Raw genomic sequence first — 25,777 nt, 5'->3', positions numbered from 1 at the left:
TTTGGGTGGATCATCCCGTATATTAAATCCTCGCAGGCGGACATGGCTCAGTTGGTAGAGCACAACCTTGCCAAGGTTGGGGTCGCGGGTTCGAGCCCCGTTGTCCGCTCCATTTGGGCGTTTAGCTCAGGGGGAGAGCGCTTCCCTGACACGGAAGAGGTCAGAAGTTCAAATCTTCTAACGCCCACCAAATGTTCGCAGCCCAGAGGCAACGCCTCTGGGCTGTTTTGTTTTACGTCGCCAAATGGGTCGCCAAATACGTCACCAAATATCGAGTTTTTGATCTTCCGGAATGCTTCTCAGTAGTCATCCGAGAAAACTCCCATCTTCTCCGTTTGCATGCACATATCTTTCAAGGATTCGTGCCGCGGTTGCATGGAGCTCGGCAAGGCACGACCGCAACATGTTGGTCAAGCATAATCTTTTGGATTCTTTTGGCGTGAGCGGCTTGGTTTTGGTAGGATTTGTCAGCGGCTTGACTAAGGGGGTTTTATAACTGCCATGCAGGTAGCCGTGTTGGTAACGTTTTACCGACTTGTCAAATACCCCTCATTTTTAATGCGTCTGCAAAATGACCAATTGCTTTGACCTGCTGAAACACTATATGTTGTGTTTGACCTAAAAAAAGAATACAGGATATAGATGCTTCTTTGTCGTATGATAGATGGCGGACAGAGAACGAAGACCTTAACTGCCTCTTTTGAACGTGTCCTTGAACCGCTTGATTGGCTCTAGGGAATGTCCGCATGGAGGCTTATGGTTTATCGAGAACACAGATTGCGCGACGGCGCCGCAAGGCAGGGGCAGGCCCTGCCGGGCATCGTTTGGCTCTGAAGCGCAATGAGGCTACGACGCGAAAGAGGCAAGAGGATGAAGATCATCAAGCGCAGCGGCACCGAGGTTGTCTTTGACATCGATAAGATCGTCAATGCCATCCGCGCCGCAAACTTGGAGGTCGAGGAGAGCTCTCGTCTTACCGACCGCCAGGTGGTTTATGCGGCGCAAAACGTCGCCGAGGCATGCGAGAACGCGGGCCACACCGTTTCGGTCGAGGAGATCCAGGATTTGGTCGAGGACGAGATCATGCGTCTCGACTGCTACGAGGTCGCCCGCCACTACATCATCTATCGCTATGTTCAGAGCCTGAAGCGCCAGAAGAACACGACCGACGACAAGATTCTGTCGCTGATCGAGTGCAATAACGAAGAGGTCAAGCAGGAGAACTCTAACAAGAACCCGACCGTCAATTCCGTCCAGCGCGACTATATGGCCGGCGAGATTTCAAAGGATCTGACTCAGCGTGTGCTGCTGCCCCAGGAGATCGTGGATGCCCACAATGAGGGCCTGATCCACTTCCACGATTCTGACTACTTTGCCCAGCACATGCATAACTGCGACCTGGTGAACCTGGAGGACATGCTCCAGAACGGCACCGTTATCTCGGGCACGCTGATCGAGAAGCCGCACAGCTTCTCGACTGCCTGCAACATCGCGACGCAGATTATCGCCCAGGTTGCTTCCTCCCAGTACGGCGGCCAGTCTATTTCACTGACCCATCTCGCCCCGTTTGTTGAGGTGAGCCGTCAAAAGATTCGCGGCGAGGTTGCCCGCGAGCTCGAGGAGCTCGGTGTTTCGGCATCTGCCGAAAAGGTCCGTGAGGTCGTTGAGGACCGTCTGCGTGACGAGATCCGTCGCGGCGTCCAGACGATTCAGTATCAGGTTGTGACCCTTATGACCACAAACGGCCAGGCGCCGTTTGTGACGGTCTTTATGTATCTCAACGAGGCTCGCTCAGCGCAGGAGAAGCACGACCTTGCCATGATCGTGGAGGAGACGCTTCGTCAGCGCTATGAGGGCGTTAAGAACGAAGCCGGTGTGTGGATTACCCCGGCATTCCCCAAGCTTATCTATGTACTCGAGGACGATAATGTTCACGAGAATTCCCCGTACTTCTACCTGACCCAGCTGGCTGCCAAGTGCACCGCCAAGCGCATGGTGCCCGACTACATCTCCGAGAAGAAGATGCGCGAGCTCAAGCTGTCTAAGGGCGAGACCGCTGGCAACGGCGATTGCTACACCTGCATGGGTTGCCGCAGCTTCTTGACGCCCGACCGCTCCGGTAACGGATTTAACAATGTGGCCAACGCGCTGAACTATGACCCGAACAAGCCCAAGTACTATGGTCGCTTTAACCAGGGTGTTGTGACCATCAACCTGCCCGATGTCGCGCTGAGCTCGCATCAGGACATGGACAAGTTCTGGAAGATCTTCGATGAGCGCCTTGAGCTGTGCCATCGTGCCCTGCTGTGCCGTCATGAGCGTCTGATGGGCACGCTTTCGGATGCCGCGCCGATTCTTTGGCAGTACGGTGCCCTGGCGCGTCTGAAGAAGGGCGAGACGATCGATAAGCTGCTCGTGGGCGGCTATTCCACCATCAGCCTGGGGTATGCCGGTCTGTATGAGTGCGTCAAGTACATGACGGGTCACAGCCACACCGAGAAGGAGGGCACGCCGTTTGCCATGGCCGTCATGCAGCGCATGAACGACAAGTGCGCCGAGTGGAAGGCCGAAAGCGATATCGACTTCTCGCTGTACGGCACCCCGCTTGAGTCGACGACCTACAAGTTCGCCAAGTGCCTGCAGCGTCGTTTTGGCATTATCCCGGGCGTGACGGACAAGGGCTACATCACCAACAGCTACCACGTCCACGTGTCCGAGGAGATCGACGCATTCGACAAGCTCAAGTTCGAGGGCATGTTCCAGCAGCTTTCGCCGGGCGGTGCTATCTCCTACGTCGAGGTTCCCAACATGCAGGACAACCTCAAGGCTGTCATTCGCGTGATGCAGTACATCTACGACAACATCATGTACGCCGAGCTCAACACCAAGAGCGACTACTGCCAGGTGTGCGGCTACGATGGCGAGATCAAGATTGTTGAGGACGATGGCAAGCTGGTGTGGGAGTGCCCCAACTGCGGCAACCGCGACCAGGAGAAAATGAACGTCGCTCGTCGTACGTGCGGCTACATCGGTACCCAGTTCTGGAACCAGGGTCGAACCGAGGAGATCCGCGACCGCGTGCTGCATCTCTAATACCGCTCCGGGACTGAGCCGAGAGGGCCGCTTGGGCATTTGCTCGCTATTTCGGACAGTCCTGCGCAAGACGAAGGCCACATTAAGTGGCCTTCTTTGCGTGCGGAACTCATATCGAGCAAAAGCCCAAGCGGCCCTCTCGGCTCAGCCAAGTTGATGTAGCTGAGATGCAGCACGCGGTCTGCTCACTCCTCGAAGTTTTTAGCGGAAATGAGTTGACTTGCAACAACGCTTTGCTTGCGATAACGGTTGAGCTGCAGCATTGTTTTTATTGGACCTCGAACCCTATACTCGATGTTCGCTGAGTTCATTGAGTATCGCTCGCGAGGGGTCTGGAGTATATCGTCCCGCCCGCAGTTTCGCAGGCCGAAGGCCGAGAATGTTTGAGGACGGGATGATATACTCCAGACCCCCAGGAAGGTTACCTATGAACTACGCGAACATTAAGTATTTCGACATTGCTGATGGAGAAGGCGTTCGTACTTCTCTGTTTGTAAGCGGGTGCCGTCGTGGGTGCAAGAATTGCTTTAACTCTGTTGCGTGGGACTTTGCTGCGGGTGAGCCGTTCGATCGTGCCGTCGAGGACAAGATTATCAAGAGTCTCGATCATCCCTTTATCGATGGTCTGACGATTCTGGGCGGCGAGCCCATGGAGCCCGAGAATCAGGCGGGGCTCGTTGAGTTTGTCGAGCGTGTTCGCGCGGCCTATCCAGTGGGGTCGGGGAAGACCATTTGGTGCTTTACCGGTGACGTGCTCGAGGAGCTTATGCCGGGTGGTCGTCATCATACCGAGGTGACGGACCGCATTCTTGCCTGCCTCGACATGTTGGTGGACGGCCCGTTTGTTCAGGACCTGTACGATATCACGCTGCGCTTTAGGGGCTCGAGCAACCAGCGCGTGATCGATATGAACGCTACGCGCGCCCGTGCTGAGCGCGAGGGCGTTGCGCTTTGTGATGCGGTTGAACTTTGGCGCGATGATCCGGTCTATTCGACCCATACTATGTAGCTTGTGGTCGATGCCGGAGGGCGTGGTACCATAGTGCGAACGTGAAATCGGAAAAGTGAGGCCCAGATGGTCGATCAGGAAAAAGTCGAGGCCGCCATTAAGCTGTTGCTTGAGGGCATAGGCGAGGATCCAACTCGTGAGGGCCTGCTGGAGACTCCGGCGCGCGTTGCCCGTATGTATGGCGAGATCGCCGGCGGTGTGGACCAGAGTGCCGAGGAGCACCTGTCCAAAACCTTTGCCGTCGCTTCGAACGATTTGGTTATCGAGCGCGACATCACGTTCTACTCGCTGTGCGAACATCATCTGCTGCCGTTTTATGGCAAGGCCGCCATTGGTTATATCCCTAACGGTCGGGTGGCCGGGCTTTCCAAGCTTGCTCGCACGGTTGAGGTTTATGCCCGCCGTCTGCAGCTGCAGGAGCAGCTGTGTGCGCAGGTTGCCGATGCCCTCATGGAGTATCTCGCTCCCCAGGGAGCGATTGTGTTGATGGAGGCCGAGCATATGTGCATGACGATGCGTGGCGTGCAAAAGCCCGGCACCAAGACCGTGACGCTCGCTCGCCGCGGCGTCTTTGAGACCGATCCCGCGCTCGAGGAGCGTTTCTTTAGGATGCTGGACCGTTAACCATGAGAGTCGTCAACGACTTTACATCGAAGACCGATGAGGGGACGTCGCGTCGCGGCTTTATGGCTTCGGGCCTGGCCCCCTTTGGTGCCATGCCTCGCATTGATTACATTTGTGCCAACGGGCTGTTCCGGCGGCACCTGGGCAACATTGCACAGTTGGAATCGGGGCGCATCTTCTGCCGCCACGGTATTGACCATCTGCTCGATGTCGCTCGCATTATGTGGATCAAGAATCTCGAGGAGCAGCTCGAATTTGACCGCGAGGTCATCTACGCCACGGCACTTCTTCACGATATCGGCAAAGATGAACAGTATGAATCGGGTATATCCCATGATGTTGCAAGCGAACGCGTCGCTGATGCGATTCTCGGCGGCATGCCCGATGACGTGGCGTTTGAGCCGGCCGATGCCGCAGCCATTAAGACGGCCATTCTGGGCCATCGAAAGCTGCGCGTGAACAGCCAACCGCTTGAGCGTCTGCTCTATGCGGCCGACAAAGCGTCGCGCGCCTGCTTTGCATGCCCCGCGCGCAATGCTTGCAACTGGAGCGATGATAAAAAGAACCTGTCGATTCGCGTGTAGTTAGTTTGCGCGGTCGGGGTTCTAAACGAAGGAGACGATCGCGATGAGTAACAAGAAACTGCCCGAGAATGCAACCAAGACTGAAGGCGCCGAGCTCGCCCGCCGTGGAAGGGGCGAAATATCCACCGCAACGGCGGTGCCCCATGTGAGCTATGACGATTTGCGCCATGCCGATCGTATTGTCATTGACGGCCTTGAGGTTTTTGCCAACCATGGCGTGTATCCCGAGGAGAACGCGCTGGGTCAGAAGTTCATCGTTTCTCTGGTGCTCTATGCCGACCTGCGCGCGGCGGGGGAGCACGATAACCTGGATGCCTCGATTGACTACGGCTCGGTGTGCCACGATGTCGATGGCTATCTGCGCGAGCATACGTTTAAGCTCATCGAGGCGGCAGCCGAGGGGACAGCCCAGATGCTGCTGCGCCGTTATCCCTCGCTGCTTGGTGTGCGCATAAAGCTCGATAAGCCGTGGGCTCCTGTTGGCCTGCCCCTGGCAAGCTGCGGCGTCGAGATCGAGCGCGTGCGCTAGTCGGCGCTAGAGCTTGTTGAGGGGTGGCTGCTTGAGCCGCTGAGACAGTGCTCTATTGTTGGGACAGTACGTGTCGAGCAGGGCGTGAAAGCGCTGATTGTGGCTCGGCTCGAGCAGATGGACGAGCTCGTGGGCGACAACCATGTCGAGGCATTCGACAGGGTAGGCGGCGAGCTCGCGCGCGATGCGAATGGCGCCGGTCTTGGGCGTGCATGATCCCCAGCGCGTTTTCATGCTGCGCACGGAGACGCGGGCCACGGTGACGCCCATTGCGATTTCGTACGCGTGCACCATATCGTACAGTGCCGTGGTGACCTCGGTTGCATAGAGCTGGTCGATACGGGCTTGGAGCTCATCGGACGTTAGGCCGTCGAGGATTGCGTGCCGCTTGGCCTGTGGGCCTTCGTCCGATTCATCGGTACCCATAAAACTTGCGAAGGTGGCCTGTTTGGGTCGCGGTGCGGGTGATGCAAAGTTGTGATCGAGTGCATCCTGTACCGTGATGGGCTTGCCCCAAAGTGCAATGATGGACGAGGGGCTGAGCGGCTCTCGTGCCGTCGCCTGACGTTGCTCGCGCTGGGCAAGTCGGCTGATAATCCAGGCGCTGTTGCGCTTCACAAACGCTTCGATACGCTCGCGGCTGGCGCCGATCGGTGCGCTGGCGTGGACCTCGCCGCTCGATGTGACGCGTAGGTTGAAGTTCTTGACGCGCTTTTTGGTAACGACGACGGGGATGGTCGTCCCATCCGGTCGGGATGCGGAAATCGTAAACTGCTGCGTCAAAAGCGGTCCTTCAGATCGGGGACGGGCCGGCATGTCGACCGTTCGGCATGCCGGCCCGCTCAAGGGATGTGAAATTAATAACGCTCGAAGAAGGCAAGCGCGTTGTCGCTGCAGAGCTTTTGCATCACGGTCTTGCCAAAATGCTTGGAAAGCATGTTCTGGAACTCGGGCATCTTGCTGGCATCGGAGAGGAAAGCGGGCACCGTGGCGCCGTCCCAGTCGCCGCCGAGCGCGATGACGTCCTCGCCGCCCAGGTCGAGCCAGTGCTCGATATGCGCCGCCAGCTGGTCGAAGGTGACGTCTGCGGCGGTCTTGTCGGTTGCGTCGTTGGAAAGGAACTCGCTGCAGTAGTTGAGGCCGACGATGCCACCCATGTCGCGAATGGTGCGGAACTGGTCGTCGGTAAGGTTGCGTTTGGCGCCGCAAACCGCACGGGAGTTGGAGTGGCTGGCGACGAAGGGACGCGTGGCGCGGGCGGCGGCCTCGTCAAAGCACTCATCGTTGAGGTGGGAGACATCAAGTACCATGCCGGCGTGCTCCATCTGCGTAAGTGCCTCGATGCCGGCGGCGGTGAGACCGGCGTGGGTGTCGTGGCCGCTCGCGAGCGGTCCCTGCGCGTTCCAGCTGAGTGATGACATGAGTACGCCCAGGCTCTTGAGCACCTCGATCAGCGCGGGGTCCTCGGCAAAGAACGTGGCGTTTTCGATGGTGTGGATGCAGGCGACCTTGCCGTCTTTGAGCGCGGGGCGAATGTCTGCCGCGTTGCGTACGTTGACCATGCGGTCGTGGTTGAGCATTGCTTGGCCGCTCATGTGTGCCATGATCTGCGCCTGGAAGCGCGCGGCGTGGGCGGTGGGAATCTCGTCGGGGACAAATGTGGCGAAGCACTGTGCCCACGGCGTGTTGCCGATCTTTGCGAGCGAGATGGCGCAGGCATTGCCCTCGATGAGGTCGAAATCTTGCGGATGCGTTTCGTCGCCGGGGAAATAACCGTCGGTGCCGGCGGTAAAGCGCAGGTCGAGATCGAGCGTGGCCCAGCCGATGCGGTCGGCGGTGTCGCAGTGTAGGTCAAATACGGGATATGCCATGGTTCCTCCGGTTGCAGCGTTTCTTTGCAAACTGTCTTTGAATTGTATGACTAGGGTATAGTTAGCGCCATATGTACACGGCGGCCCGCGTTGTGCGCCGCCCTTATCACGGAGGTTACCATGTCCAACCAGGGCAAGAAGGTCAAGACCCATTATCGCGGCACGCTCGACGACGGCACGCAGTTCGATAGCTCCTACGATCGCGGCGAGCCGCTGGAGTTCACCTGCGGCGCCGGCCAGATGATCAAGGGCTTCGACGCCGCTGTTGTCGACATGCAGGTGGGCGAGAAGAAGACCGTGCACATTCCTGCTGCCGATGCCTACGGCGAGCACAATCCCGAGATGGTTCTGACCTTCCCGGCCGAGCAGGTTCCCAACATCGAGCAGATCGAGAAGGGCATGAAGCTCTTCCTGTCCACGCCGAGCGGCATGCCCGTTCCCGCCGTCGTCATTGACGTGACGCCCGAGGCTGTGACGCTCGACGCCAACCACGAGTTGGCCGGCAAGGACCTCAACTTTGATATCGAGCTCGTTGAGGTCGAGGGTTAGAGTATGTCTGAACGCCTGGTTTCGACGACATGCTTGGGAAATCTCAACGATCCGTCCTATGAACTCCTGCTTCGCCGGAAGTTGGGCGGCGTCTTTGAAGTTGACGAGCTGCTGCTCGATTGGGACCAGGCCGATGTATGCGCGTTTGTGGGCGTGACGGAGCTGGGGCGCACGATTGATGTTCGGCTGGATGCTACCGACGGCGGTCGTCTTGCCGATGGCGACGTGCTCGCCATTGACCGTTCGGGCATGGTGCCCGTGGCGGTTGTCGTGCGCCTGCGCAGCGCCGAGGTTTATTTGGTCGAAGTCGACCGCATGGATCCGATTGCGCTCGCGCATGCGTGCTGGGAGATCGGCAATATGCACGCGCCGCTTTTCCGAGGCGATTCGGACGAGCATACCGTGCGCATGTATACGCCGGTGCAGCCTGTTTTGGGCCGTATGCTCCGGGGTGTCGAGGGTGTTCGGCTCTCGGTGGTTACCCGCGAACTCGATGCGGACCGACGCTTTGCATCGAGCGCGGCGGATGTCGTCGTGAGCATGGCTCCCGACTTTACCATCGTAAAAAAGACGCGCGGCTAAGCGTGCGTATGCGCAAGACGGGCTTTGAGGGGCGACCAATCAAAGTCCGTCTTGCTGTTGATAGGAGGCTTTGGGGGAAGCATATGGGTCTTGAGGGAATCAAGCTGATTGCATGCGATTTGGACGGCACGTTGCTGCATCCGGGGGAGCGCGAGCCGCGTTCCGAGGCCTTTGAGCTCATTGATGAGCTGCATCGTCGCGGTATCGTGTTTATGCCGGCGAGCGGCCGTCAATATGCGAGCTTGCGCTACCTGTTTGCCCCGGTGGCCGATGAACTCGCCTATGTATGCGAAAACGGAGCCCTGGTGATGAGCGAGGGGCGTGCCGTTGTCAAGCGTTCCATGGAGCGTAGCCTTGCTATGGATATCGCGAATGCCGTGGTTGCGTATCCCCATGCCGACGTGACCCTTTCGTGTGAGGGGCACCTCTACACCATGAGCGGCAATGACGCGTTTGTTGACCACCTGCGCTATGAGGTCCACTGCGACGCGGCGGTGGTCGACCGTCCCGAGGACATCGACGAGGACGTCATTAAGATTGCCTTCCAGACGCCCGAGGTGGAGCAGCCGGCGGCCTTGGAGTATTTCGAGCGCCTCTTTAGCGACCGAGTCGATGTCATGACATCGGGAACCGAATGGACGGACTTTATCGGTTTCGGTTCGGGCAAGGGCTCCGCGCTTGCCGATTACGGTCGTGCCCTGGGGATTTCGCCCGATGAGATGATGGCGTTTGGCGACAATGAGAACGATCGCGACATGCTCAACGTGGTGGGCCATCCCTATCTGATGGAGAGCTGCAACCCCAGCATGCGCGGCATCAACGACCGCGTCCGCTACGCGCGCACGGTCGAAGAGGAACTGCATCGCCTGCTTGCCGAGTAGATATTTGGGACATGCCTAGAAATCTACTTTTTGCTACAGAGTGCGGAAAGGTGGATTTTAAGGCATGTCCCAAACATTTATCGGCAGTCGGGGCAGAGACCCTCGAAGATGGTGTAGTGCGACGTGACGTGCCAGCCGATTTGCTCGGACGCCTTGGCGTCGAGCTGGGCATCGAAGGGGAGCGGTACATCGATGACGCGGCTGCACGAGGTGCAGATGATATGCGCATGCGGCTCGATCGTGCGATCGAAGCGGCTGCCGCCCGGCGTCTTGATGGAGAGGATCTCGCCAGCGTCGGCCAAGAGATTGAGATTGCGGTAGACCGTACCACGGCTGATTTTGTCATCCTGCGCGCGCACGACGTTGTAGATTTCGTCGGCGGTGGGATGGTTATAGCTTTGGCGCACGGCGTCAAGAACCAACTTTCGCTGCCTGGTATTCCTTCTTTGCACCGCCATGCGCCTCGCCTCTTTTCTATCAACGGTCGTAGGTAAATGATACCGTATTTAGCACACAATACTAATAACGAGGAATGAAACCGTCTTCATTGGCAAGTGGGGCTCGGGTCTGGGCGTCTACGAGGCGAAAACGCGTTCCCATGCGCTCGTAGGAGGCATGAAGCGCCTCGAGATGAGATAGGATGTTTGCCGGAGCCCCCTGTATCTCCATCTCGACTGAGCCGTCTTCCATGTTACGCACCCAGCCGGTGAGTGCGCGTGCCTGCGCGAGGTTGGTGTTGGTAAAGCGAAAACCGACGCCCTGGACTTGCCCTTCCCAGCGCAGGAAATAGCGCAGGGGAGCGTCTTGAGTGGCCTCGTCGCTTGCGAGCACAGTAAGCCTGCGGCGCAGCTCGAGCTCGACGTTTGATGGTTTTTGAGGCTCTCGACTGCCGCCGGTGACGCTGGAGAAGAACGTATCGAAGAGGCCCATCGCTATGCCTGCTTGCCTGCGTCGGCCGGGAAGGTTATGCCGGCCTGCTGGCGCACGGCATCCATGATACGCAGCGAGACGAGCGTGACATCGCGGTAGTGGCCAAGCTCGTGGCGTCCCGCCGGGGTCTCCCAAATCTCTTCCTTAACGTTATCGATGCCGTCGATGGCGGTGATAAAGTCCGCGAGCTCGTATTCCATGGTGTTGCTTGACTTGGGAAGGTCGAGCGCGCGTCCGTTGCCGCCTTGCTCGCGCGGCGCCTCGGTCGCCGATCCGCGTACGACATCGCCGCGATAGTCGATACGGACGTTGCGGGGCGTGGACAGATGGTCAATCTGGATAGTGCCACGCTCGCCTTCGATCTGCGAGGGCAGCAGGTCATTCGTAATTTTGGAGTGCGCGAGCTCGACGGAGATACGGCCACCGCCGTAGCTGGCAAGGATGGAACCGCAGCCATCGATGGGGCCGTGCGTGAGCTGTCGCGTGGTGGGGTCGAGCAGAGTAGTCATGCTCGTAAGGCCGGAGGGCATGCCGAAAATCTCGACCATGGGCTCGACGGTGTAGACGCCAATGTCCATGAGGGAACCCGATGCCATATTGCAGTCGAAGATATTGGTGGCGCGTCCCGCGAGAATCTCGTTGTAGCGCGAGGAATATTTGCCAAAGCGCAATGAGGCGCGGCGGATGGGGGCGATCTCGCCCAGGGCGTCCTCGATGGCGTGGAAGGCGGGATCGTGGAGGGGACGCATGGCCTCGAGGGCCACGACACCTGCTGCCTCGGCAGCGCGGAAGACTTCCAGCGCCTGCGCTTCGGTGGCGCAGAAGGGCTTCTCGACGATGACGTGCTTGCCACCGGCGATGCAGGCAAGGGCCTGCTCGTAGTGAAGTGCGTTGGGGCTGCCGATATAGACGGCGTCGACGTCGGCGGCTGCCGCAAGCTCATCGAGTGAGATAAAGTTTCGCTCGCCATCGCGCTCGGCGGTAAAGGCAGCACCGCGATTGGCATCGCGTGAAAGCGTGCCCACAAACGCGGCTTGGTCGTTGGCGTTGACGACTTGGATAAAGTCGTCGGTGATCATGGATGTGCCGATGGTCGCGATGCGCAGCATACGTCCCCCTTGCGTTGTTTGGTCTACAGGATGAGTGTAGCGCGTGGGGATATAAAGCTGTGCGAAAATGCTATTACAGGTCGCTCTCGTTAAAGCCGGTGTCGATATCGAGGTTGCTGCCGTCGGCCGCCGTGGTGGCGAGCTCATCGCAGCGCTCATTGAGCTCGTGGCCGGCGTGACCCTTAACCCAGATGAACTCAACCTTGTGCTTGCTTTTGGCGGTGAGTAGGCGCTCCCACAGGTCGCGGTTCTTGACGGGCTGCTTGTTGGCGGTTTTCCACCCGCGCTTTTTCCAGCCGTCGATCCAGTGCTTGTTAAAGGCGTTGACGACGTACTGCGAATCGGAATGGACTTCGACCTCGCAGGGGCGGTTGAGTGCCTCGAGCGCCACGATAACGGCCATGAGCTCCATGCGGTTGTTGGTGGTCTTGGCGTAGCCGCGCGAAAGCTCGGAGGTAAAGGTCTTGCCGGCGGGGTTGGTGTATTTGAGCACGGCGCCGTAGCCGCCGCGTCCCGGATTTGATCGGGCCGAGCCGTCGGTATAGATGATGACCTTCACGGGCTTCCTTTCTTTGAGTGCATTTCATGTGAGTGACCATTGTAGCGCCATGCCCGCCGGGGGCCAGCAATCTACGATTTCTACCCCGTCTTCCGACTGTTAGCTGGCATGGATGATGCGGTTGAGCTCGTCGAGGTATTGCTGCAAGAGGAGAGAGGGCTTGCGCTCGTCGTGCATGATGTAGCCAACGTGCATCGTTGGGGCGTCTGCTAACGGGATCGATGCCATACCCCATTGCATTTCATTGGAGAGGACTCCGGTCGACAGGGTGTAACCGTTCGACGTGATAAGTAAGTTGGTAAGTGTTCCGCGGTCCGAGATTCGTATGTTGCGGTCGCAAGGGATATAGCTAAAAGGTTCCTCGGCGTAATAGAAGGAGTTTGAGGTTCCCTGCTCAAAGCTGTAGCGCGTATAGGGCGCGAGGTCGGCAAGGGACAGCTGAGGGCGGCGTGCGAGCGGGTGGCGTTCGCTGACGAATACGTGGACCGTCGCGTCGAATAGGGGATGGAAGCTTGCGCGGGCATCGGCGAAGGCCTTCTGCAGAACGCGGGCGTTAAAGTCATCCAGATACAGAATGCCGATATCGCTGCGAAACGCACGGACGTCATCGATGATCTGCGATGTGGTGGTCTCGCGCATGATGAACTCGAACTTGCTGTCGCGGCAGCGCTCGACCACGTTGACAAAGGCCTCGACCGAAAAGGCGTAGTGCTGGGCGGAAATGGCGAGGCGGGCTTGCGGGGTGCCGCCGTCCTCGTAGCGTGCCTCGAGCATGTCGGCCTGCTCTACGACCTGGCGCGCATAGCCCAAAAGCTCGGTGCCGTCGTTGGTGAGCGTGACGCCGCGGCTGGAGCGCGTAAAGATCTCCAGATGGAGTTCCTGTTCCAGGCTTTTGACGGCGTTTGAGATGTTGGACTGAGCGGTATAGAGGCGCTGAGCTGCGGCGTTGATTGAGCCGGACTCTGCCACGGTGATCAGAAAACGAAGCTGCTGAAGGGTCATCGACGCCATCCTTTCGATAGTTATCTATAAAACAGATAACAAGTTAGCGCTTTTAAGTGATTGACCGAGGGAGACAATGCCCGTACTATTCAAAACACACAAAGGCGGTAGGTTATTAAGCCGACCACGGAATCGGGACGCGAAAGGAGGCCCGCATATGAATTGCTTACCAAGACGAATGCCGGGCTCCTGTTTGCGCCCGTCGGCGTGATCAGGAGACAGCGACTTACTTCTCTCTTTTTACTTACTTTCGTTCGATCAAGGAGATCATCATGAGCCAGTTCATCAACAACCCCGAGCACACCTTTGGTTTCGATACCCTGCAGCTGCACGTTGGCCAGGAGAGCGCCGATCCCGCTTCCGACTCCCGTGCCGTGCCGATCTACCAGACCACGAGCTATGTGTTCCGCAACTCCCAGCACGCCGCCGACCGCTTTGGTCTTGCCGACGCCGGTAACATCTACGGCCGTCTGACCAACTCCACCCAGGGCGTCTTCGAGGACCGTATCGCCGCGCTCGAGGGCGGCGTGGCAGGTCTTGCCGTCGCCTCCGGCGCTGCTGCCATCACCTATACCCTGCAGGCCCTTGCCCAGGCCGGTGACCACGTGGTGGCTCAGAAGACCATCTACGGTGGCTCCTACAACCTGCTGGAGCATACGCTCTCCCAGTTTGGCGTCGAGACCACGTTTGTCGATGCCCATAACCTGGAAGAAGTTGAGGGTGCCATCAAGGACAACACCACGGTCATCTATCTCGAGACGCTCGGCAACCCCAACTCTGACATCCCCAACATCGACGCCATCTCCGAGATCGCCAAGAAGCACGGTCTGCCGGTTGTTGTCGACAACACCTTCGGCACCCCGTATCTGTTCCGTCCGCTGGAGCATGGTGCCAACATCGTCGTTCATTCCGCAACCAAGTTCATCGGCGGCCACGGCACCTCGCTGGGCGGTGTGATCGTCGACGGCGGTAACTTCGATTGGAAGGCGAGCGGAAAGTACGCCCAGATCGCTGAGCCCAATCCCTCCTACCACGGTGTTTCGTTTGCCGAGGCTGCCGGTCCCGCGGCCTTCGCAACCTATGTCCGCGCTATCCTGCTGCGTGACGAGGGCGCTTGCATCAGCCCGTTCAACGCCTGGGTCCTGCTCCAGGGCACCGAGACTCTGTCGCTGCGCGTCGACCGTCATGTCGAGAACACCAAGAAGGTCGTTGAGTTCCTGGCTGGTGACAGCCATGTCGCCAAGGTGAACCACCCGAGCCTGTCTGAGCACCCCGATCACGAGCTCTATCAGAAGTACTTCCCCAACGGTGGCGCGTCGATCTTCACCTTTGAGATTAAGGGTGGCCAGGAGGCAGCTTGGAAGTTCATCGATCATCTGCAGGTGTTCTCGCTGCTCGCCAACGTGGCCGACGTCAAGTCGCTCGTCGTGCACCCGGCTACCACCACGCACTCCCAGCTCTCTGCCGAGGAGCTCGCCGAGCAGAACATCACGCCCTCCACGATCCGTCTTTCCATCGGTACCGAGAACGCCGAGGACATCATTTGGGATCTGAAGCAGGCCTTCGCCGCGCTGGACGAGTAAGGCGACTTGTGCAAGGACCCCTTGCGACTCGATAGGTATAACTGCATAAAATGCCTGCTCAAGGCGCCTGCGCAAGCAATGGTTGCGCAGGCGCCTTTTTTGCATAGGAAGGGCGCTATTACAGGGTTTTTGGCATGCTTTATGCATTCGAGTTGTGGAAAACTCCTGTTGAGAGGATGTGAGTTTTACGCAATTGACGTGCGCCTTTTGAGTAAAACCGCAGGTCGCGATTTGCTCGAGGTACTATGCAGCGCGATCGAATCACACGCAGCTCAAACGCAGCAAAAACGCACTACGGAGGTTTCCAGCTACATGAGGATCGATTCACGAAAACCGAAAGCCGCCGCCCTTTCCGCCGCTCTGACCGTGGCGCTTTTGGCGGGCGCCGGCGCAACTGATGCCCACGCGGCAACATTGTCCGATACGGTTGGATCTACGCCGTCCGAGACGACGCTGGTACAGCCCGTTGATTATCGCGGCGATGGTTATGGTTCCATGCAGGAGTGGAACGCCTCGATGGAGGCCAAGCGCGATTCCCTTGAGATGCGCGCTCAGATTATCCTAAACATGTATGGTGGCTATGCCACCGATGACGAGCGCGCTGTGCTGCAGGGTTGTATCGATGGTGCGGGCAGCCTTTTGACGATGGGGGAGGTCGACGCGAAGTCGACCGAGCTCGATGAGCTGCGCACTGCGCTTGAGAATGCCAAGCGCGAAGCGCTCGAGGCCGCTGCCGCCGAGGCAGAGGCTGCCGAGGCCGCCCAGGCTTCGTACTACAACGCCGGCTACACTCCGTCCTACGCGTCTGCCGCGTCCTACGCGAACGGATCGGGCCTGACGCGCTCTGCGGGTGTCAATAACTACAACGGGCGCCGCGAGACCTATTACAGCAGCAATGTGCTTTATCACTATCGCACGGGCGAATGGACTCAGGATTCTGAGGGCTTCTGGCGCGATTCCGACGGCTATTACGTTGTTGCCGCGGGCGATATGGCCCAGGGCTCGACCTTTACGGGCTCCAAGGGTGATTGCAAGGTCTATGACTCCGGCTGCGCCGCCGGAACCACCGATTACTACACCGGTTGGTAATCTGCCATCAGAGCAAAATAGGCACATGATGGGCGGGCGTCTTTACTGAGCTTTTAGGCAACGTAAAGCCGCCCTTTCTTTATGTGCGTTTGAGTTAACAGAGCCCTTACCGTGGCGGTACGCTGGGCGTATGCATACGGGGCACACTGGTTCATGAGAAATAAGGTCTTTCTCGTGGAGGAAGTGGTCTCATGAACGCTCGAGATATCGCTATCGCCGCCGTCGCATTGGTACTTGGCTGTCTTGGCCCTACAGCTGCGTTTGTCGCAGGCATGCAGGGCTCGTGCGGGGCTGCTCCTATTGTGGTCGGCGCGCTCATCGCAGCAGCGCTGCTGGGAAGTGCGGGCGTGACCCTTTGTCGCGATGACGAGGACGAGACGCCACAGGTGCGGCGCTAGCCGTTGTGAAGCTGGTTTTGCCCATAGATGAAGAAGGAAGCCGCCGCAAGGGGAGTGCCCTTTGCGGCGGTTTTTGCTATTGAGACTGTTGGATGCGGTGCGGCGGCGTTACCAGCTGGCCTCGATTTCGCGGATGCGCGAATAGAGCCATTCGTTTTGCGGCACCTGGATACCGTGCTTGGCCGCGAGGCGGCAGATGGTACCCGCAAATTCCTCGACCTCGGTTCTGCGTTGAGCGATGCGGTCTTGCGCCATCGAGGGCATGCCGGCGGGATCGAGCCCTTTTATGAGACGCACCATCTGCGTTAGGTCTGCCTCGGTGAGCTCGATGCCCTCGGCATTGGCGACTGCAAGCGTCTCGCGCATGGCGGAGACAAAACTGCGGAGCTGCTCGGAGCCCTGCTCCGTAGCGCTTCCGTAGGTGCCGCCGTAGGCCATACAGGTCTGGTTGATGCCGTCGTTGAGCATGAGTTTGGCCCACATGCGATGTGCGATGTCGTGCTCGACGGTATGGGCGATGCCGCAACGCGTGTAGAGCTCGTCGATGGCGATAACGGTTGCGGGGTCGGTGCCCGCTGCCGCACCAAAGCGGATCTCGCCGGCATTGGTATAGGTGAGCTCCCCGTTGAGGAATACGGCGTCCATGCCCTGGCAGATACCAAGGACGGTGTGCTCCCAGCCAAAGCGCTCGGCAATCTTCTGCTCGCTCGTGATGCCGTTGCACAGCGACGCGATCAGCGTGTCGGGTCCCACGACGCTTTCCAGGGTTTTGAGCGCCACATCGAGCCCGGTTGTCTTGACCGTGAGGATGACCAGGTCGACGGGCGTCGCCTCGCTCGCGCGGACGGACTTGAGCGCGCAGGGCTTGCCGTTGACGGTGAGCGCATCACCCGCGTGGCGCTCAAAGCGCGCGTCGTCCATAACGTATTCGACGGCGTCGTTGCCGAGCGCTTGGGCGATCATGCTGCCGTAGAGCAGGCCCACGCCGCCCTTGCCGATGAAGGCGACCTTGTTGATCTGCATGTGAATCATCTCCCCATAAAAAGGCGCCCGCGTATGGGGCGCCTGATGGATTGTATGCCGCCGGGCCATGTCGCGTGCACCGGATGGCCGTATTTAGAAGAACAAACGCATGGGAACTTATGACGCGGGGCAGACCGCAAAGACACGTGCGGGATATCCGACGCCATCACGCACCTTGGGGAAGGTGCAGAAGATGACGGCGCCCGTGGCGGGAAGCTCGTCTAGATGGTCCATGACCTCGATCTGATAGCGATCGACCGAGAGGATGTACTGTTCGCCGGGATAGGGGTGGGCATCCTCACGTGTGGTCACGCTCGCCTCCCTTCATCGGGCTTTTTGCTGATGTTAAAGCGGTGCCGTGACAGCTCGATTTCTGCTGCGTTACGATACGTTCTCGATTGCGATTCCACGATGTTTCGGCCGCGTGACCATTGTGTTTCGCCTTGCCGAGCGCTGATGGCGAAGGGAGGGTCCGTGCAATACCGCGTTGACCCCAAAAGTGGTAACCGAATATCTGCTCTGGGTCTGGGCTGCATGAGGTTTCCCGGTGCGCCGGGACATCCCGATGCGAAGACGGCCGATGCCATCATTTCCCGTGCGGTGGAGCAGGGGATTAATTATCTGGATACCGCGTATCTCTATCCCGGCAACGAGGTGTGCGTGGGCGCCTCGCTTGAGCGCTTGGGACTGCGCGACCGGGTGTTGCTGGCGACTAAGTTGCCGCACGCTTCGTGCAAGTGCGCGGAGGATTTCGACCGGTTCTTCGACGAGCAACTGCACCGCCTGCGGACCGACCATATCGACTATTACCTTATGCACAACATCACTTCGCCCGCCCAGTGGGAGCGCGTGGTGGCGTTGGGCATCGAAGACTGGATTGCGCACCAAAAGGCTGCGGGGCGTATTCGCCAGATAGGTTTTTCGTATCACGGCAGTGCGGCGGACTTCCTGACGATGCTCGACGCGTATGACTGGGATTTTTGCCAGATTCAGTACAACTACGCTGGAGAGCGCTACCAAGCGGGAACGGCGGGACTTATAGCAGCCGCCGAGCGCGGGCTCGCGGTGTTTGTGATGGAACCGCTTTTGGGCGGACGCCTGGCGGGCAAGCTGCCTCCGCGGGCCCGCGCCGTGCTCGATGACGTACGCGATCCGTACCTGAAGACGCCGGCTGCTTGGGGCCTTTCGTGGGTGTGGAACCATCCTCAAGTCACGATGCTGCTTTCGGGCATGACCGATACCGCGCAGGTGGACGAGAACGCGGTGCTGGCCGATCGGGCCCTGCCGGATTCGATGACAGCCGCTCGGCTCGATACCATCGCACGCGTGCTGGCGGAGTTTGAAAAATCGAATCGCGTGCCCTGCACGGGATGCGGCTACTGCATGCCATGTCCCAAGGGTATTAACATTCCCGGCTGCTTTGCCGCTTACAACGCGAGCTATGCGCACAGCTGGTTTACGGGGCTGTCGCAATACTTTACGGCGAGCGCGGTGCGCACGAGCGAGCCCAAGCTCGTGAGCAATTGCGTCAAGTGCGGCAAATGTGCGCGTCACTGCCCGCAACACATCGATGTCCCCGAGCGTCTCGACGACGCGCGCCGACGTTTCCAGCCTGGCCCCGTAACGGCCGCGCTTAAAGTCTTCAGCAAAACTCGCTCCTCATGACCCTTTTATATCTTGTGATGGAATAGTTCCTGTTTGCGGCAGAATAGGGCGATAGCAGGAACTATTTCGTCGCAACTGAAGGGGGCTGTCGTGGGCCATCGGGATTCATGTGATGATTTGCGTGAGGTTCGTTGGGGCGTTTTGGGCGCTGGGCACATTTCGCATCGATTTGCATCGTCGCTCAAGAAGGTCGACGAGGCACGGCTGGTGGCTGCGGCCGGCCGCACTCCTGCACATGTCGAGGAATTTTGTCGAGCGTTTTCGATTGATGCCGCGCACAGTTATGCCACGGCTGACGATAGCGGCGATGCGGCTTATGATGCGTTGATTGCCGATCCCGATGTCGATGCAATCTACTTGGCTATTCCGCATGGCATGCATGCGCATTGGGCTTGTCGGGCACTGCGCGCGGGAAAGGCCGTGCTGTGCGAAAAGCCGGCCGTTTTGAATGAAGAAGAGGCCCATGCGATCGCCTCTGTTTCCCGTGAGTGCGGTGTGCCGTTTATGGAGGCGATGAAAAATCGGTTTTGTCCGATGCATACTCGCGTGAAGGGTTTGCTTGCGTCGGGCGAGCTCGGCTGTATCGTCTCGATCGAAAGCGTGCAAAAACTCGATTATGGTGAGTCCCCTTCGAGTTATCTGCTCGATCCGTTGCAGGGTGGCTGTCTATATGACATGGGCTGCTATGCGGTCGGGTGGTTTGAGGATCTGCTTGCGGGTGCGTGCGATGTTTCGTCTCGTGAAGTTCGCTGGCGTGACGTATTGGGCGGCCGCGTGGATTGGGCCGATGAGATCCATATGAGTGTCGGCGGTATACCCATTCATATGGTGTGCGACGGCAAAGCAGCATATGAAAGCCGCTTAACGATTGCCTGCGAACGGGGTTCGGTGGAAATCGAGCGCCTCCATCGCCCCGAGCTCGCCCATGTGAAGTACTCCGACGGACGAATGCTCGAAATAAATGCCCCGTTTGAGGTCGATGATTTCTACGGCGAAATTCAGCATGCGACGCAGCTCGTCCAGACGGGAGAGCTTGAAAGCCCCGTTATGCCTCTTGCCGCCACGCAGCGCTGTGCGCAGATTATCGATGCGATTCGCTTGACGCTCTAGGCTGCGGTGCTGGTGCTCAAGGGGGCTCGGCGGACCTTGCCCCTGATGCCCCTTTTATATCTTGCGGTGGAATACGGTCTGTTTGCGCCAAAATAAGGCACCAATAGACCGTATTTCACCGCAACTGATGAGGGGGAGTTGGAGATGCTGACGATCGGGTGTCATCTTTCGACGACGAAGGGCTATCGGGCAATGGGGGAGACGGCGTTGTCCATTGGTGCCAATACCTTTGCGTTCTTTACGCGCAACCCGCGCGGTGGCAAGGCAAAAGACCTTGACATGGATGACGTGGCGGCTCTGCGCGAGCTTATGGCGCAAAACGACTTTGGACCGCTGGTGGCGCATGCCCCGTATACCTATAACCCCTGCTCCGCTAAGGAGCGGGCGCGGGAGTTTGCCTTGGAGGCTATGGCGGAAGATTTGCAGCGTCTGGAAGCACTGCCCGGCAACTACTACAACTTCCATCCCGGTGCGCATGTGGGACAGGGGGCAGACGCCGGCATTCAGATGATTGTCGACACGCTGTGCCAGGTGATGTTTGAGGGACAGCAGACGACGGTATTGCTTGAGACCATGGCGGGCAAGGGCACCGAGGTGGGCCGTAGCTTTGAAGAACTGGCGCGCATTATCGAGGGCGTTGCCGCCAAGTGCCCAGAGCTGTCCGATAAGCTGGGCGTTTGTTTGGACACCTGCCATGTGAGCGATGCCGGCTACGACATCATCCATGATCTTGACGACGTACTCGACGAGTTCGACCGCGTGGTGGGTATCGATCGCTTGCATGCCGTACACATCAACGATTCGAAGAACCCTTGTGGCGCCCATAAAGATCGCCACGAGTGCATCGGCAAGGGATACCTTGGCAGCGAAGAATTTGGTGGCGGTATGCAGGTTATGCAGAATATTGTATCGAATGGCCGTTTGCGTTCGCTGCCGTTTATTTTGGAGACTCCGAACGAACTTGCAGGTTATGCAGCTGAAATTAGACTATTAAGGTCGTTGCAGCAGTAATGACTGTCACAAAGTAGAGTATTCCATTCACGTTATGGGTTTGTTTCAATCAGTTTTCTCATTGCAGATTCGTAATTCCGGGTGCATAATAGCCAACAGTTTTTGCAGACCTCTGAATCAAACGAGGTCACCGGAAGGAGACTGATTATGAAGCTCAAGAAGCTTGGCGCATTTGCCGCCACGGGTGCTATGGCGCTCGCCCTTGCTCTGATGGGCTGCGGCTCGTCCAACGCCACCTCTGGTTCTGATGCCGGTTCCAGCAGCTCTGACGACGCTAAGGTCGAGAAGGTCGACGGCTCCAAGGAGTACGCACTCGTCAAGGACGGCACGCTGACCGTCGGCACCTCTGCCGAGTACGCCCCGTTTGAGTACAAGGACGACAACGGCGATTATCAGGGCTTTGACCTTGAGCTTATCAAGGCTATCGGCGACAAGCTGGGCCTGGATGTCGAGTACGTCAACAATGACTTTGACACGCTGGTTCCGGGCGTCGCTTCGGGTGCCAAGTATGACGTCTCCATCGCGGCTATCACTGACACGCCCGAGCGTGAGAAGGAAGTCACTTTCTCCGATTCCTACTACATGGACGATCAGGCCATCGTGACCAAGGTCGATAACGCCGACATCACGGCTGACAACTACAGCGAGAAGCTCAACAACGCCGACGCTACCATCATCGTCCAGTCTGGCTCGACCGCCGAGGCCTTTGCCCAGGAGAACTTCCCCAAGGCCAAGATCGTCCCCTACAAGGATGCTACCGAGTGCTTCAGCGCCTTGCAGTCCGATAAGGGTGACGCCGTAGTCACCAACCGCTCCGTTGCCAGCCAGCTGACCGCCGAGCAGTTCAACACCTGCCAGACCATCAAGCAGATTAGCACCGGCGAGGAGTACGCCATCGCCATCAACCAGGGCAATACCAAGCTCAAGGACGACATCAACCAGGCTATCAAGGACCTGACCGACGACGGTACCGTTGACGCCCTCATGGCTAAGTACAACATCAAGTAGAATAGTCACTTGATTGCAAGCGGGCCCTTTCCGTTTTGGCGGAGAGGGCCTTTGCGTTTCTTGAATGGGCGTCATCCCGCCCCGTTATGTCGGCAACTTAAACGTTAGGAGCCACCTTGTCTCGATTGAACCAAGGAGCCATGGGCAAGAGCCATCCACTGCCCTTGATGCTCCAAAAGCTGGCCTGTGCCCTGGCTGTGGCGCTCGCCCTGGTATGCGCGGGGGCCTGCGTGCCCTCGACCGCTCAGGCGCTTGAGACCGCAAAGATTACCGCCCGACCCAACACCGGTTCGGGCAGCGCTGTGGTCGGCGGCACCGAGACGCGCATTACCTGGGAGGTTCAGGCCGATACCGACGAGGAGCTGAGCGGTCTTTCGCTGACGTTTGTCGACGGCACGACGTTTGGTACCGATGACACGCGATTGACGATGCTCTCGGGCGAGGATCTCATGGATCGTACGCCCATGAAGCCCACGTGCAAGGCTAACGGCCAGACACTCAAGATCGACTTTGGCGAGACGGCGCCCGCCGGCGGCTATTTCCGCGTTGAGGTCTACGGCGTGACGTTTCCCGTCGAGGGCGGCGAAGAGGCCTTTAGCGGCACCTATACGCTCGCCGACGGTTCGACCAAGAAGATTTCCAAGATTCCTTCCGTCGAGATCAAGGGCGTGACGGCCTTCGATAACTTCCTGGCCGATCTTAAGGAGCAGCCGTGGGTCGAGGCCTGGAACTCCAATATGTTCCTGCGCCTGTTCTTGAACCCGGTCATTTTGGTCCAGAGTCTGCCGATCGTCTTTAAGGGCTTCCTCATGTCGCTCTCGATCGTGCTCGTGGCGTTTCCGCTGGCAATCCCCTTTGGCTTTGCCTTGTCGCTCATGCGCATCTCCAAGTCGCGCATCCTGCGTTGCCTTGCCGGCATCTATGTGAATATCATCCGCGGTACGCCGGCGTTCCTGCAGATTTACATTGCATTCTTTGGCCTGCCGCTGGCCGGCGTCAAGGTGGACGACTATGTCCTGGGCGTTATCGTCATGGCCATGAACTCGTCCGCCTACCTGTGCGAGATCTTCCGCGCCGGTATTCAGTCGATCCCCAAGGGCCAAAACGAGGCCGCGCGCTCGCTGGGCATGAACGCCTTCCAGACGCTACTCTACGTTATGATTCCGCAGACGTTCCGCAATGTTCTGCCTACGTTGACCAGTGAGTTCATCCTGCTTTACAAGGATACGTCGCTGCTCGCGGCCGTGGGCGTGGTCGAGATCGTCATGAACGCCCGTACCATCGTGGCTACGACGGGCTCCATTACGCCGTATGTGGTTGCCGCCCTGTTCTATCTGGTCATCACCCTGCCGCTCGCTCGCTTGGTGAGCGGCCTTGAGGCGAGGCTTTTGGGCACGGCCGAAACTAAGAAGAAGCGTCCCGCCAAGAGCGCCGGACAGGTCGTCGCGACGCCCGCCGATCACATCGCCGGTCTGTAAGGAGGTCCTATCATGAGCGAAACCAATAACTCGAACGAGGTCGTCGTCAGCATCAAGAACCTCCAGAAGGCCTTTGGCGATAACGTGGTCCTGCGCGATATCGATCTGGATGTGCACAAGGGCGAGGTCGTCGTAGTTCTGGGTCCCTCGGGCTCGGGTAAGTCGACGATGCTTCGCTGCATCAACCGTCTTGAGCATCCCACGAGTGGCTCGATTGTCGTTGAGGGTGTGGACGTGTGCGCCAAGGGCGTCGATCTTAACAAGGTGCGCACGCATCTGGGTATGGTGTTCCAGCAGTTCAATTTGTTCCCGCACCTCTCAGTCAAAAAGAACGTCATGCTCGCGCAGCAGAAGGTGCTCAAGCGCAGCAAGGAAGAGGCCGAGAAGATTGCCGTCGAGGAGCTGACCAAGGTCGGTCTTGCCGAGCGTATCGACTTTATGCCGAGCCAGCTCTCGGGCGGTCAGCAGCAGCGCGTTGCCATCGCCCGCGCCCTGTCGATGAACCCGCACGTCATGCTCTTTGACGAGGCCACCTCGGCGCTCGACCCCGAGCTCGTGCGCGACGTCCTGGGTGTCATGCGCGACCTGGCACGCGACGGCATGACCATGATCGTCGTGACGCACGAGATGGGCTTTGCCCGCGATGTCGCCGACCGCGTCGTCTTTATGGACGGCGGCGTCATTGTGGAAGAGGGTACGCCGAGCGAGGTCTTCGACCACCCCAAGAGCGAGCGCACCAAGGCGTTCTTGGGAAATATCTCGTAGCCGGTTGATGTAACTGCCGTTACAAAAGAGCGGGGGCTGGACTTGAATCCAGCCCCCGCTCTTTTGTAGGGATGGGGATGCGCTGTGATACAGGCTCTTTTGGAGGCCTGGTTTCGTTACGCGAGCTCGGCTCCGAGGGCCTTGCAGGCCGCCTCGCCCTCATCGTCGGGCGCATCGTAGCAAATGACGGAGTCCACGACGTTGACGCCGGCCTCGTCGGCGTCGGCCTTCCAGTTGTCCATCCACTCGCCCTCGGCCCACGAATAGGAGCCAAAGAGGACGACCTTCTTGTCGCCGAGGGTCTCCTTGACCTCGTCCCACATAGGCTGAAACTCGTCATACTCAAGCTCCTCGGAGCCCATGGCGGGGCAGCCGAAGGCGAAGGCATCATATTCGGCGGCCTTGTCGGCAGAGAAGTCGGCGCAGGGGATGACCTCAGTCTCGGCCCCCGCGGACGTGGCGCTTTCGGCGACGAGGTTTGCCATGGCCTCGGTATTGCCCGTGCCGCTCCAGTAGACGACGGCGATCTTGCTCATGTTTTGTCCTTTCGGTCGTGCGGCGCTTGCCGCGGCTTGTACGTTCTATCGGGTTGCCTGGGCAAGTTGCGCCAGGCTGCAGCCCTGCTGATAGATAAAAGTGAAGTATTGGGTGCAGGCACGGTAGGCATCAAACGTCGCAAGCGCCTGCTCGACATTTGCGTAGACCTTCCAGGCCCCAAAGACCTTGTAGTTCTCGCCGCGCTGGACGATAAACTCGTGCACGTCGTCGTAGGGATATCCAAGGAAGTAGCCTATTTCGTGCGGAAACTCGCAGGTGCAGTCTTTGCTGCAGCTAGCTTGCTGGGGTAGTGCGCATCGAGTCTGGCTGCAGGCGCATTCCGCGACGTTATTGCTCGCGAGCGTGATGCGTGATGCCAAATGCACAAGGCATGCCGAAAGGTCTCTCGTGTCGTAGCCTTCCGAGGTGAGCGCCGTTTGGACGCGAGGGTCTGCGAAATAGGTGGTGAGGCTTTTGGCTCGGTACGCGTACACGAGCGCTCCGCAGGGCCGCCAGACCAAAACACTCAGGTGGATGCCGAGCGGGTCAAGCTCGCGATTGCACTGGGCGATAACGTTGAGCAGGCGTGCTCGGCGTTCTGCAATGGTTTCGGTTGTGGTCGAGCCGTCCCCGTGGGCGTAGGTGCCTGGATAGGTAAAGAGCGATGCCGGCTTGATGCCCGCGAGCGTGGGAGAGCAGTTGCGCACGACTGCCGCCTGAAACGTTGGGATGTCTATGGTTCGAGTCACGGCGCTCCTTACGGATCTAAACTGTTAGCCTAGGAAAAC

At 58.7% G+C, this 25,777-nt stretch carries 28 protein-coding genes and 2 tRNA genes; 19 read left to right on the top strand and 11 right to left on the bottom strand.

The annotated features are described in order from the left end of the window. Window positions 1-36: 36 nt before the first annotated feature. The 7 genes from DXD48_RS06350 to folB all read left to right on the top strand — a co-directional run bounded on the left by DXD48_RS06350 (window position 37) and on the right by folB (window position 5,839). A tRNA-Gly gene (locus DXD48_RS06350) sits at window positions 37-112 on the top strand. A gap of 3 nt (window positions 113-115) precedes the next feature. Beyond that, window positions 116-190: transfer RNA gene (locus DXD48_RS06345), tRNA-Val, on the top strand. Window positions 191-870: 680 nt separating this feature from the next. After that, the gene (gene nrdD / locus DXD48_RS06340; protein WP_117564449.1) at window positions 871-3,093 is read left to right on the top strand and encodes an anaerobic ribonucleoside-triphosphate reductase; all 2,223 of its coding nucleotides are present in this window, start codon (window positions 871-873) and stop codon (window positions 3,091-3,093) included. Window positions 3,094-3,520: 427 nt separating this feature from the next. After that, window positions 3,521-4,102 carry an anaerobic ribonucleoside-triphosphate reductase activating protein gene (gene nrdG / locus DXD48_RS06335; protein ID WP_117564448.1) on the top strand — a complete coding sequence of 194 codons (582 nt, stop codon included), beginning with the start codon at window positions 3,521-3,523 and terminating at the stop codon, window positions 4,100-4,102. Between the two features lie 66 nt (window positions 4,103-4,168). Further along, window positions 4,169-4,726 (top strand): GTP cyclohydrolase I FolE, encoded by a 558-nt coding sequence (gene folE, locus DXD48_RS06330; RefSeq protein ID WP_117564447.1) that lies wholly within the window; start codon window positions 4,169-4,171, stop codon window positions 4,724-4,726. 2 nt (window positions 4,727-4,728) lie between these two features. Continuing rightward, window positions 4,729-5,310, top strand: coding sequence for an HD domain-containing protein (locus tag DXD48_RS06325; protein ID WP_171021502.1), 582 nt, complete (start codon window positions 4,729-4,731; stop codon window positions 5,308-5,310). 43 nt (window positions 5,311-5,353) lie between these two features. Further along, window positions 5,354-5,839 carry a dihydroneopterin aldolase gene (gene folB, locus DXD48_RS06320; protein ID WP_055251396.1) on the top strand — a complete coding sequence of 162 codons (486 nt, stop codon included), beginning with the start codon at window positions 5,354-5,356 and terminating at the stop codon, window positions 5,837-5,839. Between the two features lie 6 nt (window positions 5,840-5,845). On the opposite strand, the gene DXD48_RS06315 is transcribed toward folB, so the two are convergent. Next, window positions 5,846-6,622: a M48 family metallopeptidase gene (locus tag DXD48_RS06315; RefSeq protein ID WP_231501581.1), complete on the bottom strand. Its 777-nt coding sequence runs from the start codon at window positions 6,620-6,622 to the stop codon at window positions 5,846-5,848. 74 nt (window positions 6,623-6,696) lie between these two features. Then, window positions 6,697-7,710 carry a dipeptidase gene (locus tag DXD48_RS06310; protein ID WP_117564445.1) on the bottom strand — a complete coding sequence of 338 codons (1,014 nt, stop codon included), beginning with the start codon at window positions 7,708-7,710 and terminating at the stop codon, window positions 6,697-6,699. A 120-nt stretch (window positions 7,711-7,830) separates the two neighbouring features. Between DXD48_RS06310 and DXD48_RS06305 the strand changes: the two genes are divergently transcribed. The 3 genes from DXD48_RS06305 (at window position 7,831) to DXD48_RS06295 (ending at window position 9,722) form a co-directional block, all read left to right on the top strand. Beyond that, on the top strand, window positions 7,831-8,259 hold the full coding sequence (locus DXD48_RS06305; protein WP_035138874.1) for a peptidylprolyl isomerase: 429 nt from the start codon (window positions 7,831-7,833) through the stop codon (window positions 8,257-8,259). 3 nt (window positions 8,260-8,262) lie between these two features. Then, complete coding sequence (locus tag DXD48_RS06300) at window positions 8,263-8,841, top strand: urease accessory protein UreE (protein ID WP_117564444.1); 579 nt, start codon at window positions 8,263-8,265, stop codon at window positions 8,839-8,841. Between the two features lie 83 nt (window positions 8,842-8,924). Continuing rightward, window positions 8,925-9,722: an HAD-IIB family hydrolase gene (locus tag DXD48_RS06295; RefSeq protein ID WP_158548944.1), complete on the top strand. Its 798-nt coding sequence runs from the start codon at window positions 8,925-8,927 to the stop codon at window positions 9,720-9,722. 77 nt (window positions 9,723-9,799) lie between these two features. Here the strand turns inward: DXD48_RS06295 and DXD48_RS06290 are convergent, their stop codons facing one another. From DXD48_RS06290 to DXD48_RS06270, 5 genes are all read right to left on the bottom strand, one after another. Further along, window positions 9,800-10,180, bottom strand: coding sequence for a Fur family transcriptional regulator (locus DXD48_RS06290; RefSeq protein ID WP_172677978.1), 381 nt, complete (start codon window positions 10,178-10,180; stop codon window positions 9,800-9,802). A gap of 61 nt (window positions 10,181-10,241) precedes the next feature. Then, a complete protein-coding gene (locus tag DXD48_RS06285; protein ID WP_117564442.1) occupies window positions 10,242-10,652 on the bottom strand; it encodes an acylphosphatase in 411 nt (136 codons plus the stop codon). Between the two features lie 2 nt (window positions 10,653-10,654). Continuing rightward, on the bottom strand, window positions 10,655-11,761 hold the full coding sequence (locus DXD48_RS06280; RefSeq protein WP_117564441.1) for a Gfo/Idh/MocA family protein: 1,107 nt from the start codon (window positions 11,759-11,761) through the stop codon (window positions 10,655-10,657). Window positions 11,762-11,834: 73 nt separating this feature from the next. Next, window positions 11,835-12,320, bottom strand: coding sequence for a ribonuclease HI (rnhA, locus tag DXD48_RS06275; protein WP_117564440.1), 486 nt, complete (start codon window positions 12,318-12,320; stop codon window positions 11,835-11,837). A gap of 99 nt (window positions 12,321-12,419) precedes the next feature. After that, a complete protein-coding gene (locus DXD48_RS06270) occupies window positions 12,420-13,322 on the bottom strand; it encodes a LysR family transcriptional regulator (protein WP_117564439.1) in 903 nt (300 codons plus the stop codon). A gap of 272 nt (window positions 13,323-13,594) precedes the next feature. Between DXD48_RS06270 and DXD48_RS06265 the strand changes: the two genes are divergently transcribed. The 3 genes from DXD48_RS06265 (at window position 13,595) to DXD48_RS06255 (ending at window position 16,392) form a co-directional block, all read left to right on the top strand. After that, entirely contained in the window at window positions 13,595-14,905 is a 1,311-nt protein-coding gene (locus DXD48_RS06265) for an O-acetylhomoserine aminocarboxypropyltransferase/cysteine synthase family protein (RefSeq protein WP_117564438.1), read from the top strand. Between the two features lie 312 nt (window positions 14,906-15,217). Further along, a complete protein-coding gene (locus DXD48_RS06260; protein WP_117564437.1) occupies window positions 15,218-15,994 on the top strand; it encodes a hypothetical protein in 777 nt (258 codons plus the stop codon). 191 nt (window positions 15,995-16,185) lie between these two features. Then, a complete protein-coding gene (locus DXD48_RS06255; protein ID WP_117564436.1) occupies window positions 16,186-16,392 on the top strand; it encodes a hypothetical protein in 207 nt (68 codons plus the stop codon). Between the two features lie 108 nt (window positions 16,393-16,500). Here DXD48_RS06255 and DXD48_RS06250 read toward each other — a convergent pair whose 3' ends face one another. Together DXD48_RS06250 and DXD48_RS06245 are read right to left on the bottom strand one after the other, a co-directional pair. Then, window positions 16,501-17,415, bottom strand: coding sequence for a ketopantoate reductase family protein (locus tag DXD48_RS06250; RefSeq protein ID WP_229057805.1), 915 nt, complete (start codon window positions 17,413-17,415; stop codon window positions 16,501-16,503). A 117-nt stretch (window positions 17,416-17,532) separates the two neighbouring features. Next, window positions 17,533-17,727, bottom strand: coding sequence for a hypothetical protein (locus DXD48_RS06245; RefSeq protein ID WP_117564434.1), 195 nt, complete (start codon window positions 17,725-17,727; stop codon window positions 17,533-17,535). 162 nt (window positions 17,728-17,889) lie between these two features. On the opposite strand from DXD48_RS06245, the gene DXD48_RS06240 reads away from it, so the two are divergent. The 6 genes from DXD48_RS06240 to DXD48_RS06215 all read left to right on the top strand — a co-directional run bounded on the left by DXD48_RS06240 (window position 17,890) and on the right by DXD48_RS06215 (window position 24,452). Then, window positions 17,890-19,080, top strand: coding sequence for an aldo/keto reductase (locus DXD48_RS06240; protein WP_117564433.1), 1,191 nt, complete (start codon window positions 17,890-17,892; stop codon window positions 19,078-19,080). 90 nt (window positions 19,081-19,170) lie between these two features. Continuing rightward, window positions 19,171-20,190 (top strand): Gfo/Idh/MocA family protein, encoded by a 1,020-nt coding sequence (locus tag DXD48_RS06235; RefSeq protein ID WP_233503013.1) that lies wholly within the window; start codon window positions 19,171-19,173, stop codon window positions 20,188-20,190. A 144-nt stretch (window positions 20,191-20,334) separates the two neighbouring features. Continuing rightward, window positions 20,335-21,201: a deoxyribonuclease IV gene (locus tag DXD48_RS06230; protein WP_117564431.1), complete on the top strand. Its 867-nt coding sequence runs from the start codon at window positions 20,335-20,337 to the stop codon at window positions 21,199-21,201. A gap of 147 nt (window positions 21,202-21,348) precedes the next feature. Next, window positions 21,349-22,209 (top strand): ABC transporter substrate-binding protein, encoded by an 861-nt coding sequence (locus tag DXD48_RS06225; protein WP_117564430.1) that lies wholly within the window; start codon window positions 21,349-21,351, stop codon window positions 22,207-22,209. Window positions 22,210-22,325: 116 nt separating this feature from the next. Beyond that, window positions 22,326-23,687 carry an ABC transporter permease subunit gene (locus DXD48_RS06220; RefSeq protein ID WP_229057804.1) on the top strand — a complete coding sequence of 454 codons (1,362 nt, stop codon included), beginning with the start codon at window positions 22,326-22,328 and terminating at the stop codon, window positions 23,685-23,687. Between the two features lie 12 nt (window positions 23,688-23,699). Further along, window positions 23,700-24,452: an amino acid ABC transporter ATP-binding protein gene (locus DXD48_RS06215; RefSeq protein ID WP_055251428.1), complete on the top strand. Its 753-nt coding sequence runs from the start codon at window positions 23,700-23,702 to the stop codon at window positions 24,450-24,452. A 116-nt stretch (window positions 24,453-24,568) separates the two neighbouring features. Here DXD48_RS06215 and DXD48_RS06210 read toward each other — a convergent pair whose 3' ends face one another. Both DXD48_RS06210 and DXD48_RS06205 read right to left on the bottom strand, forming a co-directional pair. Continuing rightward, window positions 24,569-24,988 carry a flavodoxin gene (locus tag DXD48_RS06210; RefSeq protein ID WP_117564429.1) on the bottom strand — a complete coding sequence of 140 codons (420 nt, stop codon included), beginning with the start codon at window positions 24,986-24,988 and terminating at the stop codon, window positions 24,569-24,571. 45 nt (window positions 24,989-25,033) lie between these two features. Further along, a complete protein-coding gene (locus DXD48_RS06205; RefSeq protein WP_117564428.1) occupies window positions 25,034-25,738 on the bottom strand; it encodes a DUF3793 family protein in 705 nt (234 codons plus the stop codon). Window positions 25,739-25,777 lie beyond the last annotated feature (39 nt).

The sequence above is a fragment of the Collinsella sp. TM05-37 genome (genome assembly GCF_003436455.1).
Classification (GTDB): Bacteria; Actinomycetota; Coriobacteriia; order Coriobacteriales; family Coriobacteriaceae; genus Collinsella.
The sequence above is the reverse complement of the archived record's forward strand: the minus strand, read 5'-3'. Positions and strand labels throughout refer to the sequence as shown.